The sequence below is a fragment of the Kangiella sp. M94 genome (genome assembly GCF_054926195.1).
Window position 1 is genome coordinate 1,514,801 of the sequence record NZ_CM142903.1, and the last position, 15,153, is coordinate 1,529,953.

13 protein-coding genes are annotated in these 15,153 nt (G+C 43.5%); 5 read left to right on the forward strand and 8 right to left on the reverse strand.

Annotated elements, in window-relative coordinates; genetic code table 11:
- Positions 1 to 42 precede the first annotated feature (42 nt).
- Both ACYTXU_RS06945 and ACYTXU_RS06950 read right to left on the reverse strand, forming a co-directional pair.
- Positions 43 to 1,239: a GNAT family N-acetyltransferase gene (locus tag ACYTXU_RS06945; RefSeq protein WP_462205886.1), complete on the reverse strand. Its 1,197-nt coding sequence runs from the start codon at positions 1,237 to 1,239 to the stop codon at positions 43 to 45.
- 687 nt (positions 1,240 to 1,926) lie between these two features.
- A complete protein-coding gene (locus tag ACYTXU_RS06950) occupies positions 1,927 to 4,131 on the reverse strand; it encodes a M3 family metallopeptidase (protein ID WP_462209377.1) in 2,205 nt (734 codons plus the stop codon).
- A gap of 304 nt (positions 4,132 to 4,435) precedes the next feature.
- Here ACYTXU_RS06950 and ACYTXU_RS06955 point away from each other — a divergent pair, with 304 nt between their 5' ends.
- Positions 4,436 to 6,244 carry a tetratricopeptide repeat protein gene (locus tag ACYTXU_RS06955; protein ID WP_462205887.1) on the forward strand — a complete coding sequence of 603 codons (1,809 nt, stop codon included), beginning with the start codon at positions 4,436 to 4,438 and terminating at the stop codon, positions 6,242 to 6,244.
- A gap of 3 nt (positions 6,245 to 6,247) precedes the next feature.
- Here ACYTXU_RS06955 and ACYTXU_RS06960 read toward each other — a convergent pair whose 3' ends face one another.
- The gene (locus ACYTXU_RS06960; protein ID WP_462205889.1) at positions 6,248 to 6,760 is read right to left on the reverse strand and encodes a hypothetical protein; all 513 of its coding nucleotides are present in this window, start codon (positions 6,758 to 6,760) and stop codon (positions 6,248 to 6,250) included.
- A gap of 294 nt (positions 6,761 to 7,054) precedes the next feature.
- Between ACYTXU_RS06960 and ACYTXU_RS06965 the strand changes: the two genes are divergently transcribed.
- Complete coding sequence (locus tag ACYTXU_RS06965) at positions 7,055 to 7,588, forward strand: hypothetical protein (protein ID WP_462205890.1); 534 nt, start codon at positions 7,055 to 7,057, stop codon at positions 7,586 to 7,588.
- 76 nt (positions 7,589 to 7,664) lie between these two features.
- Complete coding sequence (locus ACYTXU_RS06970; RefSeq protein ID WP_462205891.1) at positions 7,665 to 8,234, forward strand: PhnA domain-containing protein; 570 nt, start codon at positions 7,665 to 7,667, stop codon at positions 8,232 to 8,234.
- A gap of 96 nt (positions 8,235 to 8,330) precedes the next feature.
- Here the strand turns inward: ACYTXU_RS06970 and ACYTXU_RS06975 are convergent, their stop codons facing one another.
- The 4 genes from ACYTXU_RS06975 to ACYTXU_RS06990 form a co-directional block, all read right to left on the reverse strand.
- A complete protein-coding gene (locus tag ACYTXU_RS06975; protein ID WP_462205892.1) occupies positions 8,331 to 9,377 on the reverse strand; it encodes a PepSY-associated TM helix domain-containing protein in 1,047 nt (348 codons plus the stop codon).
- 106 nt (positions 9,378 to 9,483) lie between these two features.
- Positions 9,484 to 11,613 carry a TonB-dependent receptor gene (locus tag ACYTXU_RS06980; protein WP_462205893.1) on the reverse strand — a complete coding sequence of 710 codons (2,130 nt, stop codon included), beginning with the start codon at positions 11,611 to 11,613 and terminating at the stop codon, positions 9,484 to 9,486.
- Between the two features lie 167 nt (positions 11,614 to 11,780).
- Positions 11,781 to 12,080, reverse strand: a complete 300-nt coding sequence (locus ACYTXU_RS06985; RefSeq protein ID WP_462205894.1) for a DUF6694 family lipoprotein — start codon at positions 12,078 to 12,080, stop codon at positions 11,781 to 11,783.
- Between the two features lie 62 nt (positions 12,081 to 12,142).
- Positions 12,143 to 12,649: an N-acetyltransferase family protein gene (locus ACYTXU_RS06990; RefSeq protein ID WP_462205895.1), complete on the reverse strand. Its 507-nt coding sequence runs from the start codon at positions 12,647 to 12,649 to the stop codon at positions 12,143 to 12,145.
- Between the two features lie 64 nt (positions 12,650 to 12,713).
- On the opposite strand from ACYTXU_RS06990, the gene ACYTXU_RS06995 reads away from it, so the two are divergent.
- A complete protein-coding gene (locus ACYTXU_RS06995) occupies positions 12,714 to 13,469 on the forward strand; it encodes an SDR family NAD(P)-dependent oxidoreductase (protein ID WP_462205896.1) in 756 nt (251 codons plus the stop codon).
- 13 nt (positions 13,470 to 13,482) lie between these two features.
- On the opposite strand, the gene ACYTXU_RS07000 is transcribed toward ACYTXU_RS06995, so the two are convergent.
- The gene (locus ACYTXU_RS07000; RefSeq protein WP_462205897.1) at positions 13,483 to 14,406 is read right to left on the reverse strand and encodes a hypothetical protein; all 924 of its coding nucleotides are present in this window, start codon (positions 14,404 to 14,406) and stop codon (positions 13,483 to 13,485) included.
- Between the two features lie 182 nt (positions 14,407 to 14,588).
- On the opposite strand from ACYTXU_RS07000, the gene ACYTXU_RS07005 reads away from it, so the two are divergent.
- The gene (locus ACYTXU_RS07005; RefSeq protein ID WP_462205899.1) at positions 14,589 to 15,125 is read left to right on the forward strand and encodes a hypothetical protein; all 537 of its coding nucleotides are present in this window, start codon (positions 14,589 to 14,591) and stop codon (positions 15,123 to 15,125) included.
- Positions 15,126 to 15,153: the final 28 nt, after the last annotated feature.

Consider the following 15,153-nt stretch of genomic DNA (forward strand, 5'->3'; position numbering starts at 1 on the left):
GAGAAAACATGGCAAAACAATAGCATACTTACTGCATAGCGACTATGAATGGTTTGGGGGAGATTTGTAGGCTGAATGCACCTGATAGTAGTCTAACAAGTGATCAATTTCTTTGGCCTCGTAACGAAGCGCCTTATCAATTGCCTCCCGAAAAGCTGGTTCAACAATGTCATGATATGAATAGGTCAACACAGGGTTAAAGCCGCGGGATAATTTATGCTCGCCCTGCGCGCCCGGCTCAAAAACCTCAAGACCCTGCCCAATGGCATAGTCTACCCCTTGGTAATAGCAGGTTTCAAAGTGCAGATATTCTTCATCAACCAAAGAACCCCAATAGCGACCATAAAGGTGTGTCTTAGAACGAATGAAATAAGCCCCGGCCAGTCGTTGATTGTCTTTCCTGGCAAACAACAATAACACCTGATCGCCCATGCTCTTTGCCAATAGCGGGAAAAACTCGGGCGTTAACTGCGACCAACTGCCCTTCTCATCAAAGGTCTTCTTATACATCTCGTAAAACAGCTGCCAATCAGCATCAGTCGCCTGGGTTCCTGACAACCACTCAAAGCTCCAGCCACGACTATTAACCTGACGTCGTTCACGCAGAATATTCTTACGTTTTTTAGCTTTGAGGTTCGATAGAAAGTCATCAAAAGAGGCGTACCCCTGATTCATCCAGTGAAACTGAATATCGCGACGTGATAATAAAGGACTATTAGACAGCAGCTCAACGCCATCTCGATCCAGAAAGTTGATATGCCATGAACTGATGTGGTTCTGTTTTAGCCACTCAGATACGGTATTGATAATCGCAAGTTGCTGCTCTGTACTAAGCCCCTTGTGCAACAATCTAGGGCCTGTGATGGGCGATAAAGGTGATGCAGTCAAAGCTTTAGGATAATACTCAAGTCCATGCCGCTGGTAAGCATTGGCCCACGCCCAGTCAAAGACGAATTCTCCAAAGGAGTGGCCTTTAATATAAAGCGGCATAAAAGCCACAAGCTGGTCATTGTAATAGGCGACAAGGTGCATAGGCTTCCAGCCCTTCTCCGCTGTGACTGAGCCACTTTCCTCCAACGCCTGCAAAAAGCTGTAATCAATAAAAGGATTGGTTTCACCGGCCTTAACCCCCAAAGCCAGCCATTGAGCACTGGAAATCGAAGTTAGCGACTCAATAAAGGTGATGCTTAAGCCATCTGTAGTAGCGCTATCGGAGTTTTGGATTGGGGATCGATTCAAGAGTAGACAGCCTTTAATAAGATAAGATTAAAGCTATCATGAAACGTTAAGCAAAAAAAAGCCCACTCAAAAGCATAAGTGGGCTAAACTTGGGGGTAAGTTTTAAATCAAAACAATCTATAGGGGTGCCCCTTAAGACGCCAAAAGGGGCGAATCATCAGAATTCATTATAAATTCTGACAAGACTCATAATTTATAGTAATGCAATGACTAACATTGAAACAACAAGTGCTGCAATTACTAGCTCTAATGCACCTTCAGTAATCTCGTTCATGTCTATCTCCTTCAGTTAATGACTCTATGTCTCTGTTACGGAGTGAATTCTACTCCTGTTATGTGACATTTTTAAGACAAATTCGCTGGATATTTTTTAGGGGTAAGCATTAGTTTTTTTTATAATAAAAGTCATTTCTGCAATATGAGATTAGCTTCATATTTCGTTAATTCGGTTAAGTTACTCTAATCCTTATAAAAAAGGCGAAAGCATAAATGACATTTTTGTTGGAGGCTAAGCGATCATTGATCAGTAGTTAGTGAAAGCTTGCTAAGCTGTTGATTCAAAAGTGTTAACTGGTTGTATTTTTCCCTCATATTGACAGCGAAAATTTTGGCCGGGCAATAAGCTAGCCCTACAAAAAAGCCACCCGAAGGTGGCTTTTAGAGACTTGTATGATTAGTCCGTTTGATTTAATCGATCAAACCACGACTTTTCAGCAAGTACTTTGGATCGGCTTCTTTACCACGGAATTTCTTATACAACTCCAATGGGTCTTCGGTACCACCCTTCGATAAGATATATTTGACGAATTTATCAGCCGTCTCTTTATCGAAAATACCGTTTTCTCGGAATGCCTGATAAGCATCGGCACCAAAGATTTCTGACCAGATATAGCTGTAATAACCCGCTGAATAGCCTCCAGAAAAGATGTGTGAGAAATACGTTGTGCGGTAACGGGGAGCAATCTCAGGGATTAGTCCAACCTCATCGAGAACCGCCTTCTCAAACGCATCAGCATCTTTGACTACGGTGCCGACTTCCTGAGTATGCCAAGCTAAATCCAACAGAGTAGCAGCCATATATTCAGTGGTTGCAAAACCCTGGTTAAACTGGGCAGCAGCCTGGATTTTGTCAATCATTTCCTGAGGAATAACTTCACCAGTTTTGTAATGCTTAGCAAATTGACCCAATACTTCTGGTTCCAGCATCCAGTTCTCAAGCACTTGTGATGGGAACTCCACAAAGTCGCGAGGTACAGAGGTACCGGTTTGTGATGGATAAACACCGTCAGAAAGCAAACCGTGAGTTGCATGACCAAACTCATGGAATAAAGTACTCGCCTGGTCGAAAGTTAATAATGTTGGCTCATCACCGACTGGACGAGGAAAGTTTAGGACATTAACGATAATCGGTTTAACGAACTCACCCTCTTCAGTTACAAACTGCTTGCGATAAGAGTTCATCCAAGCACCACCACGTTTGCTGTCGCGAACATAGAAGTCAGCAAGGTAAATACCAATCAGCTCGCCCTTTTCGTCAGTCACTTCGAAAGTACGGACATCTTCATGATATTTAGGCAAGTCGAAGCGCTCTTTGAAGTTCATACCAAATAGGCGGTTTGCCGTATAGAAAACACCTTCTAAAGTACTATCCAACGAGAAGTAAGGCTTAATTTCAGCATCATTGAGCGAATACTTAGATTTGCGGATTTTCTCCGCATAGTGACGCCAATCATGAGCTGCAAAAGTAAAGTCTCCGCCTTCTTCATTAATCACGTCCTGCATGGCAGCTACTTCAGCTTTCGCCTGCTTGATGGCCGCTGGCCACACTTTATCTAACAATTCAGAAACGTTTTCAGCATTCTTAGCAGTACGCTCCTCAAGCACAAAGTCAGCGTGTGACTTATAGCCCATCAAATCGGCTTTTTCTGCTCTAAGCGCAGCTAACTCAATGGCGATTTTCTTGTTGTCATATTCATTATCGTTATCACCGCGATGAGTATAGGCGTAATATACTTTCTCTCGAAGGTCGCGCTTGGTGGAATTAACCAGGAAAGGATCTTTACTTGTGCGATGAGTCGTAATCACCCATTTTCCTTTATGCCCACGCTCTTCAGCTGTTTTTGCCGACGCATCAATAAACCATTGAGGTAAACCGGCCAAATCTTCTTCTTTATCAATCACCAGCTCCCAGTTATTGGTTTCAGCCAGAACATTTTCCGCGAACTGTAATGACAACTGAGTTTCTTTCTTATTCAACTCACGCAACTTTTGCTTTTGCTCATCGTTAAGCTCAGCACCACCACGCACAAATGTTTTATAGCTGTCTTCCAGTAAGCGCATTTGATCGGGACGCAAGCCCAGCTCATCTTTCTTAGCATAGATAGCTGATACGCGTTTAAATAAGTTCTCGTTTAAATTAACATCATCGCGAAGCGAAGAAAGTTGAGGACCAATCTCCTTCGAAATAGCCTGCAATGTTGGGTTGGTATGAGCAGACGTCAGATTATAAAAAACATTAGTGACTTTATTTAACAGCTTGCCATTATATTCCATTGCCTCAATCGTATTCTCAAAAGTCGGCTCTGCTGAGTTATTAGCAATCTCATCCACTTCCACACGTACTTCAGCGATAGCACGCTCAAAAGCAGGTTTGAAGTGTTCATCTTTGATTTGCTCAAAGGGTGGCATGCCGTAAGGCGTATCCCACGCTTCAAAAAATGGATTCGCCGCGGTGGCATTATTCTGGGTATCCGTACCGTTAGCCCCATCTACTGACTCTATAGACTGAGCTTTTTCCGAATCAGCAGGGCTTTGTTTTTCCGAACTGTCGTTCGAACACCCTGCTGCAATGAACGCAGACATTACGGCTGCGGCTACGGTTAGTTTCTTCATCATATATACCTTAATCAATTATTACCTTGATGCTACTTTGCTTAAAAAATAGTGACTTAATATTCACTTTTCCCCAATGCGCACCTGTAAACAAGCACGCCAAAATCCTACATAACTCATCGTTTATACGGACTCTGCAACTAATAGGCAAGGCACGCCAACCGCTAATATGTAACAAATCTCAACAAATTAAATGGTTGAGCTCAATTTATCCCCGCTTGCTGCCCAGCTACATTCTGTTAATACTCAGTTAAGCTATTGATATGCTATGCTTTGCGATCATCAGCCAAAAAAATAAAACACTATGCGAATTGGGGTACTTTTTCTGTTCCTGGCCATATCCAGCACTGGTCTGGCGAAGGATTCAGCGCCGCTTTACCAATGCCAGGACGCCATCAAGTCACGTCCACACACCGAGGCTCTCAGCATCTGCTTGCAATCGTTGGAAGCTCAGGAAGGTAAAAACTCTGCAGTAACGACACAGCTCTGGCTTGAATTAGCCGATTTGTACTCGCAACAAGGCCATTACGGTGATGCTGATTACTATTTAGCCAAAATTAAGCAAAGTGAATTCTTTCTGAGCAACACTGAAACCCAATATCGCTGGTATCGAATGGTCGGCCTCAGGCTCTTACATCAAGAGGATTACGAACAGGCAAAAATAAAATTAGAGCAGGCTAACACCATTGCACAGCGAGAACAGAACATCGAATGGCTAGCTAAAAGCAGTAATGATTTAGGACTTATTCATCACAAACTTCTCAAATATAAAAGTGCTCTTCTCTATTACAAAGAAAGCCTTAAACATAAGGAATTGATTGGCAATCTCTATTATGTCGGCACCACACTTAATAATCTTGGCTTGTTGAATAAAGATATGGGGGATATCGAACAGTCGATCAACTATTACGAACAGGCACTACAAACCTATTTGGATTACACTCAGCTTGATGACTTTGATGTTCGCGTCATGTCGAATATTTCCCACCTCTACGAAGATCTTGCAGTGGTGTATGCCCTCAGCGGTAACAATGAAAAACAAAACCAATACATAGACAAAATTATTGCCACTTTCTCAACCAAGCTTTCAGACAATGAAAAAGTAAGGGCTCTCAAAAACCTTGCTCTGGTCCATACCAATCAAAAGCAAAGCACCGAAGCGCGCAAATTTATAGCTGAAGCACGAAAATTCGCCGGAGATGACTCAAACTACCTTGATGAAATTTACTACATTGAAGCCTATATCAGCTACTTAGAGGAGAACTATGAGCAAGCCATATCGCTAGCCAATACTGCTATAAGCCATACCAAAGCACATAGTGAACCGCGAGTGCTAAGTAACTCTTATCAGCTGTTGTACACTATCTTCGAGCAGCAGGGTCAATATGAAAAAGCCTTCGATCACCTGAATAAATATTATCAATACAAAGAACAGGAATTGCAGGCGCAATACCAAACAGATCATCAGTTAATCATCCAGCAAATTGCCAAGGAGCAACTGGAGCGGCAACTGGTCACCGAACAACTGGCTAATGAAAAGCAGAGTAATCGAATCCGCTCCCTTTCTAATCTGATCCTCGGTTCTTTAATCATTCTATTAGTGCTAGCTTTTCTGTTAATTTTTCTTGGCTACCGCAAGCGTAAAGAAAAGCAGGCATTACTGGCTTCCATTAAATCGCACAAAGAAAAATTGCTACTACTGGAATCAGAAGCACTACAAGATAAAGATAGCACAGAAGAAAGGAGGACAATCGAAGAAGGCTCAGATGCAGAAGCTCGCACCGATGAGCAGTTCAGACAGTCCTTGGTAGAGCTGCTGATAGAAACCGTTAATTTGTGGGAAAAAGCAACTCAGCTGGATCGAATTGAACTCGCGGAAAAAAGCCGTATCTGGCGCGTATCCATTGATGAAGGACGATTAAGAACACGTTCACTGGATAAGTACCTTAATATTCAGAAAATACCGCAAAATCCACGCTGGCGAAACGTGGTCAAAACCAGCCACTACGTCTTGGCAGAATGCGACCTGCTTCCAACTGACCGAGCCTTACTAGAGGATAAACTTGAACAGGTTATGTCTCTTATTAAAGCCCGGTCTATGGAGCAAAGCTAAATTTTAGAAGCTGCTACGAACTTTTACCGGCTCTGCCTCATAGATTTCATAAACACAGTCAAAGCTCAGGCCCTGGGTAAAGTCATAATTTTCATGATGGCCATCAGCCGCCTCTAGATTATTCACAAAACTGGCAGGTGCAGTAAAACGAGGTAACAACCCTTGTGGGTATTGACTGGCATGCAACGAAGCATAAGCATTACAGGTATTAGTGCCAATCATTGCAGCCTGATAAAAATGGTCAACCTGGCCACAAGTCTTTTGCTGCGCTAACCTTTCACTTTGTATTTCACAGCTCTCCTCCAATTCGGCACCTTTTTTGTATACCAGCCAAGCTTTGTAATCAAAAAACTGGGCGTAATTTGAGTACTGATGATTGAGCTGGGCTTCACTAAAGTTGAAACTCGTGGCCACAGCCACATTGGTTTGTGTATTTAAGGCATCAATCGGCAATTCATGAGCTTTTAAAGGTGAAAATAAGGCTAGGCTTGTCATAGCAAAGCATAATTTTTTCATAATCTGGGAGACTCCAATCATTTGTTTTACTTTTCAACCTACAATGTAAGCACCTCAACAGAAAATAACCAGCTTTATATAGGGTAAAAATGGGTAAACAACAATAAAAACAATGGGTTACTCATCAATGGCTGTTCTATGACAAAGGTTGCAAGCGTAGCTTTACAGCCTGTGCCCCCGGCTCACTCATAAAAAATAAGCAGAGAATAATGTCGGCAATGCGCACGGCTGTACACTTTTCATACAGCAAGCGTGTTAAAATGTCTTCAGGTAAGACTCGATAAGGAGGTTTTTATGTCACGCTTACTCTACCGCTGCGACAATCTCGCAGAAATTGAAAACACCTACAAGGATCTCCGCGACGCAGGCGTCGAAGATGCCCACCTGCATGTCATAGCCAAGCAAGATGGACGCCTACTCAGGCGTGGTTTAAATGCTGCCAATACCTGGTACAAAACCGATATATTGAATGGCTGGAGTCAAGGTGTTCGTTATGGCTTGGCGGCCGGTATTCTCGCCAGCTTATTGTTCGCGGCATCTGAAGTCTTTAGTGGTTACTATGGCTTTGTTGGAATCCTCTTCACGCTAATAATATTCACTGCTTTTGGAACATGGTTAGGTGGCTTTATCGGTCTACAAACCAAGAATCATGCTTTAAAAGACTTCTTCCACTTTGTTGATGAAGGTGAGTATCTTCTGCTGATTGACTTGAGTGCGGCTGAGGCAAAGCACATTAAAGCCGTGCTACATTATCACCCAAGTCTCAAGCTGGTAAGTGATGAGGTCGAAACCACCATCCCAATGCACATTATGGAACGTATGCATTAACGCCATCAATTAAGCACTGCGTTCCAATTCCCCCCTGAAAGAGGCATAATAGCGCCTTTTTCAGGGAGCCATTGCCATGAGCATTCTTAATACCCTAACTGAGCGCGCCAATAATCAATGTGAATTATGCGGCTCTAGCGACAACCTATCTGTTTATGAAGTCCCCCCAGCAGAAGCAAACTCAGACAAATGCATTTTAGTTTGTGCAACTTGCGCCAGTCAGCTCGAAACTCCCGAATCAATTGATGTGAACCATTGGCGCTGCCTGAACGACTCGATGTGGAGTCAGGTTCCAGCCGTTCAGGTCGTGTCCTGGAGAATGCTCAAAAAGCTGGCCAGCATGGGCGAAACCTGGGCACAGGATCAGCTGGATATGATGTACATGGAAGATGAGACACGCGAATGGGCTGAAATGACCCTGGCCGATGACTCGCGCGAACCCACATTGGACAGCAATGGCACGCCATTACAAGCTGGTGATAATGTGGTTTTAATTAAAGACTTAGACGTTAAAGGCGGAGGCTTTACCGCCAAAAGAGGCACCGCAGTACGCGGCATTTCCTTAAGCGACAACCCTCTGCATATTGAAGGACGCGTTAACGGGCAAAGAATTGTTATCATTGCAGCCTATGTCAAGAAGTCGTAACTGATAAATACTCGATTGAAGGTAGCACCGGGTATAGGATGGGTTAGGCAATAGCCGTAACCCATCAAATCAGCAATATGACTTCTCAACACCACTCTAATTTCTGACCTTACGCTTTTGCCTGCACCATCCCCAAAACCAGACACCGGTGGCCGATAGCACAATCAAAGCCAATCCACTGAGGAAAATCAGCGTTAAATAGGTATTCCCCCCAATATTAGCAATATGAAGCGGATACACTTTTTGCGCCAGTCGATAACCGAGAGTTTGTTCACGAACATTGGTCCACTCGGTAATTTGATGAGTATCGGGATCAAATGCGATCCGCGTTCTACCATTCTTATGCCATTCCTCTGGCTGCGCCATTCTCATGCTATTAGAAGCCCAGGAGATAAGCTTCGGTTGCGCGTCAGGCATCACCTGCCGCGCTGCTGCAAAACGCTCTTGCCAGCTAGAGCTATTGAGCTTCGGTACCGTAATGGCAGACCTTTGCTGCCCTTCCTGCGGAAACAATGTTTTCAGCGTTAAACCAACAGCTCCGCTATACATCATGGCAGTGCCAGTTGCCACAGCAATGACAATGGGCACAAATAATATCACGCCAATTGTTCGATGGGACTGCCACAGAGTCTGCCCCCACTGCTTCTGACCAGGCTTTGACAAGCGAACCGAAAAGTCTTTCTTGCTCCACTGCTTGCGCGGCCACCACTTTATGAGTCCAGAAAAAATCAGCAACAGACAGCCTATCCCAAAAATTCCCTGAAGTTCCTCGCCCAATTCATGCAGGAGTAGATGATGATGAAATTCAACCATCCACTCGATCCAGTCGGACATAGCGGGACGCGAAAGCAGTAGCTCACCTTCGGCTGAGTAATAATGATGAGTGCCATGGCCGTCAACGGTTTCTATCCACGGATGATATTCAGAAGGCAGGAAAGCATAGTTGGCAGAATGCTGATCAAAAACTCTGGCCGCCTGTTCCTGAGAAGGAATAACAGACAAGTTCAATGGCGAGTAGGTTAGCTGCAACAGCTCCGTTTTAAAAAGCAGCAAACTCCCGGTTAAGGCAATCAATAAAAGCCAAAGGCTGAGCACAAGGCCCAGCCATTTGTGTAGGATGGTAATGATTCGTCTAAATCGCATAATGGTTATCGGTTACGCTTTAGCGAATCGCTGCTTACTTTATGGATTACCATTAAGACACTTACCATTAAGACACTTACCATTGAGACGGTTACCACTGAGACTATTACCACTGGTTGCGCCAATTCACGCTTATCGTGCGACCGCGACCGGTAAAGTTACGCGCATCGTTACCCGCGGTTTGTGCGTAGTAGGTAAAGTAATACTCATCCAGCAAGTTCTCAACACCGATAGTAAACTCACCAATATTTTGCGTGGCAATATTCATGGTGAAATCGAATGTGTCATAACCTTCAAAGTTATTGATAGCTTGTGCACCTGAGTAAATATTGCGGTCAAACAACTGGTTCCACTGTAAACGGGTATTGATGTCACCACTCCAATATTGAGTCCAGTAAAGATTCAAACGACGCGGCGTCATGTTGCTGCCACCTAATGGTGTATCTACCTGGCCATCATCATCGCTATCAAAATCACCTTCGGTATCGGCATACATCAAACCAAACGTCGTGTCGTTATTGACTGCATAACGTGTATCCAGCTCAAAACCTGAAATCTCGGTCTTTTCACGGTTAACAATAAAAATACCATCTGAATTAGGTGATAATCTCGCACCTAAATCAGAATTGGATTCAAAGTAACTGGCTGACACAGACAAGGCGTCATCGCGATACTCAACACCAATCTCATTATTATCAGTGACCACCGGCTGCAAGTTTAAAAAGCTTTCCACTTGCTGGTCGGGCTGATCAATAGCGCGCAAAACACGACCAACATCAGGCATGCTGAAGGCTTCAGAAACGCTGATAAAACCGCGCCACTCAGAGTTGAAGTTATAGACGGCACCAAAGTTAGTTAAGAGCTCATTAAAAGACGGACTGCCACCTTCAACAAAACTACTGTTATAAGAATACAGGGTAGTAAAATCATCAACTTTTAAATTACCGTACTCATAACGCAAGCCAGCACTTAAAGTTAAACCATTGTGCATATAGCGTGCCTGAACATAAGGAGCCCAGTTCTCGAAACTGGTTTCAGGAACCCATTTGCGTCCTGTTTGCGCTAACTCTTGAAAAGTCGTATCTTCCAGAAAATCAACACCTGCCGTCATGTCCACAGGCATATCAGCAATTTTTTGCCAGTTAATGGTTATACGCGAACCCAGTTTGTTAGAGTCGTTGCGCGATTGATCGAAGATGTCGGTGCCGTAAGCTGGATCCTGAAAAGTAGCAAATCGACCGCCGCCGTAAAGTGCAGAAAAATCCTGCGAGAACAGTTGCCAATTCAACGCCCCACCTAGGAAATCGCTATCCCGTAATTCTACGCTAGCAGTAGTAATTTCATTCTCCGCAGGATCACCTTCTAATACACCACGCCTGGAAATAGCCGGAATACCCGCTGCACGATCGCCAGTAATCGTAATATAGTCGCCATTTGACGCTAACTGATAATGGTTCAACATCACTCGAATTTCTTGCTCATCATTCATGCGATAAACAAACTTACCAAAAAAATCCTGGCTTGATGAATCCATAGTGTCGCCTTGAGTGGTATCCACACCAATGGCAGTGCCATTACCATCGAAATACAGGCCAGATTCGCGCAAATGACCACCCAGCATGATTTCATAATCATCTGTACCATGGCTCCACAAATAACCAGCATGATAGCTCATTCCATCAGATGTACCGGTCGGTTGCGCTGAGAAGCCAGCATTGACTTCACTCGATGTACCGCTGGCTGATTTAGTCACAATATTAATAATACCGCCGCTGGCGCCCATACCTTGGATAGCGCTGGCACCGTGGATAACCTCCACCCGTTCAATCATCAATGGATCAATGGTATTGGCAGCACGCGCACCATCTCGTAGTGGATTAGACTGAGGAACTCCATCGATGAGATACAAAGGCTTGCGGCCGCGTAAGGTTTCGCCAGAGCTGGTTAATTTTTGGCGCGAAGGACTGAACGAAGGAACAAGATTACCCAGAATGTCCGATAGAGAATTCGCTACAGACAACTGCAGACGGATTTCTTCACCGTCAATGACTGTGATGGTAGCTGGCACGGAACTTGCCGGCAATGGCGCGCGAGTGGCCATAATAGTCAGGACTTCAGCGTCTTCGTTGACAGTCGACTGCTCAGAAGTACTTTCTTCCGCTGCGTCTACTTTCCCCGGTAGAAATACACTCGATAATGCTGCTAAAACAGCAATAGAAATGACTGATTGTTTCATGATTATTGCAAAACCTTTGAATGAGGATGCAAATGATAACAATTCTTATTACCGAATCAAGTCTTTTTTGCATTAACCCTGATAAAAGTCAATTAGGGTGGCTAATATACAAAGGTTAGGCAATAAAAAACCCGGCCTGAGCCGGGTTTCAAGACTCTTAAAACTAATTACTTAGTGTCTTTAGCCTGTTCAATAATTTCTTCTGCTGTCTTGCCATGAAGCTTTTCTTTAAGTTCTTTCTCAATTTTTTCTTCATCGCCCATAGAGCTAAAACCAACCTGCATTGCAATGCTCATAACTGCTTGGCCCAATTCCATTTTCTCTTCTTCGGTCATGTCTTTCGTCATTTCCTCCATAGAGGCTTCCATGGTTTGATCATTAGTGGCATCAAACGTTGGCTCGCTACTACAAGCTGCTAAACCCAACGCTAAAAATAAAACAAAAATCGAACGGATTAAAATTGTCATAGTGCTTCCCTCTTATTTAAGCAGTCCTCATCTTACTTGAAAAGAAATGCTCCTTCTAATATTTATTCATGATTCTCCACAAATAGTTGCATCAGATAATCATCCATAACAAAGCCACCGCCTATATCCATTACCAGCTCTTCAACCGTTACAAAGCCCATTCGCTGATAGGCAGCGATACTGCCAGAATTGTATTTGTTAACGGTCAGTTGCACTTTCGGCAGCCCCTGCAATTGTGCTTGCTCAATGATAAATTGCATCGCCTGGCGTCCAATCCCCTGCCCTCTTAGCTGAGAAGACACATAGATTTTACTTAAAAATAGAGCATCCTCTTTAAGGTAAAAGGACAGATAGCCAACCAAGCCACCATCAAGCACGATACAATAATATGAAACACCCTCTGATATCTGTTTAGCCATGGCAGGAACCGACTGGAACTTCTCAAGCATATACTCAACCTGCTCGGAGCCGATGATCGGCGTGTAATGTTCACGCCAGATAATAGCTGCTAACTCTGCAACTTCAGGCAAGTCTGACGGTGTTACCTTTTGAATAGTGATGCTTTGCATAAACGATTTATTTCCCCTGATTAGCTTTCACTTTGCGTTCACGGCTGTCAGCAATAATAACCACATGAGTATCGCGATTGTATTTGGCGCCAGTGGTGGCATCGGACAAGAGTTTGTCAAACAAGCTCTCGAACGCTATGCGGTGGTGTTTGCTTGTTCCCGTGCTCAAAGCAGTGCATCTGATGATGACCAATTTCCCGCTATTAAGGCACTGGATAACGGTTTGGTCAAGGTTCAGCTTAATACTCTTGATGAAGAGCAGCTGCGGCGCTTTTCCCGGCATGTGACCGACCAGTACGGTCATACAGACCTTATTATTAATGCCATAGGCATATTGCACGACTCGAAAGAACTGCAACCAGAGAAAAAAATGGAGGATTTTGACCTTAATAACTTCATTGAGGTGATGACAGTCAATGCCTCAACGACAGCCTTAATTGCAAAGCACTTCATAAAATTATTAAAACAATCTGACGCACAACCCGCCATATTGGCTAGCCTGTCGGCACGGGTGGGAAGCATCAGTGATAACCGACTGGGTGGCTGGTACAGTTATCGCGCCAGCAAAGCCGCTCTCAATCAAATCATCAAAACATTATCGATTGAAGTAGCACGACGCAATAAAAACACCGCGGTCATTGCACTCCACCCCGGCACAACAGACACCAAGCTCTCAAAGCCCTTTCAACAAAACGTCAAGCCTGAAAAGCTATTTTCAGCCGAGTACTCGGCACGCAAAATGTTTCAGATTATCGATAACCTGTTTCTAGAAGATAACGGCAAGTTCTTTGCCTGGGACGGCTCCACCATAGAGTGGTGAAGCCTTGATAGAATCAAGATCCAGCTTGAGCCAAATCAGCTTTAGTCTTGATAGTATTCACAAAGCTCTCATCTTCTTTCTGTTCATGTGGCGCCAATAAATAAAAACTGTCGCCATCATATGTTTCAACATAGATTTGGCTGTAGCTAAAAGCGGTTCCTTTTTCTTCAATGCCAACAAAAGACACTTCAGAAAATGGTGCAGAATAAATATACAGCTCACCATCCAGAGTCTCATAACTGATAACGCGTGAATCAGTGACAACATTACCGCCTTCCAGTATAGAAGTAAGACCTTCTGAGAAAAATAACTCAACTTTTTCATCACTATGAATGATGTTGCTATCACGTAAAGTTTCGACATGAGATATGGAAAGAGTATCTTCACTCATCAACGATGTAGGAACCCAAATGCCCGCCTCCATGAGCAGAACAACTCCTATCAGAAAACCTAGAACGACATGGAACGGTGTGGCCAACCACCAGGTTAGTTTGCTGGTCGCTTTATACTCTGGATTCTGTTGTTTTCGTAAGCGGTGATACTTAAAAGCAGCTAACGTAGCTTGAGCCAAAAGAACCGTTATAATCAGTACAATAAGTATTCCAGACACCTTTCCAGCTTGGCTAAAGTAAAGAATTTTAGCTATCACATAATAGCCAAGCATTAGTAGAGCACTCACGCGACTTTTATGGTAAATGCCAGTTGCTAAAAGCGCAAAAGCCACAACATCATAAAAAAGTGCTGAATCAAGTATGGCAAGCAGGCCATTCTCATAATGAGCGACAATAGTCATGATTAAGGTTAATACTGCAACCACAACAGTAGTCCAAAAGCCCCGCCTGATTTTAATCTTACACTCTTCAAGTTCAGGCCCTACATCCTCACTGAACCTTACCTCATCGGCATCTTTACTATCGTTTTTAAAGTTATACTCCATAAATCCCCCCAATACTTAACATTCTTTTTATATCTACAGTCATAGTCATCCGACTAAAAAGACATTCTAGCCAGATTATCCGGTCTGACAATTAATAATTGTCCAGAGAGGCGTAATATTTACATATTTTTCACATGCGGCCTGATAGATTAATAACAAATTCGTGTTACAGGAGTTACATTATGAGTCGTTTACTTTATGAGTCAGACAAGCTCAAACATGTACAAGCCACCTATGAGGATTTAAAGGCACACGGTATTCAAGACAGCGATCTGCATGTTATCGCTAAAAAACAAGGCAAAGTACTTCGCCGTGGGTTAAACACCGCAAACTTCTGGTACAAAACCAATGTACTGAACGGCAGCTTTAAGGGATTTATAGGCGGAACCCTAATTGGTTTAATTGTCGCGACGATACTGTATAACACTCAAGCACTTAATGGCTTATACAGCACCTTCGGCTTTGTTGCCACTACCATACTATTCAGTGGTTTTGGAACCTGGTTAGGTGGTCTACTGGGCCTTGAAAGTAAAAACTACAAGCTACGAAAATATTATAGACTTGTAGAAGAAGGCAAATACTTATTACTGATTGATGTCAAAGAAAGGAATATAAAACCCGTTGTGCAATCGATTCATCAGAATCATCCACAACTAAAATTACTCAGCGATGAAATCGAAACCGTCATTCCTTTCGACTTCATGCAAACAAGTCACTAAAGAATTAAACAGGTTAGCCTGATGGATT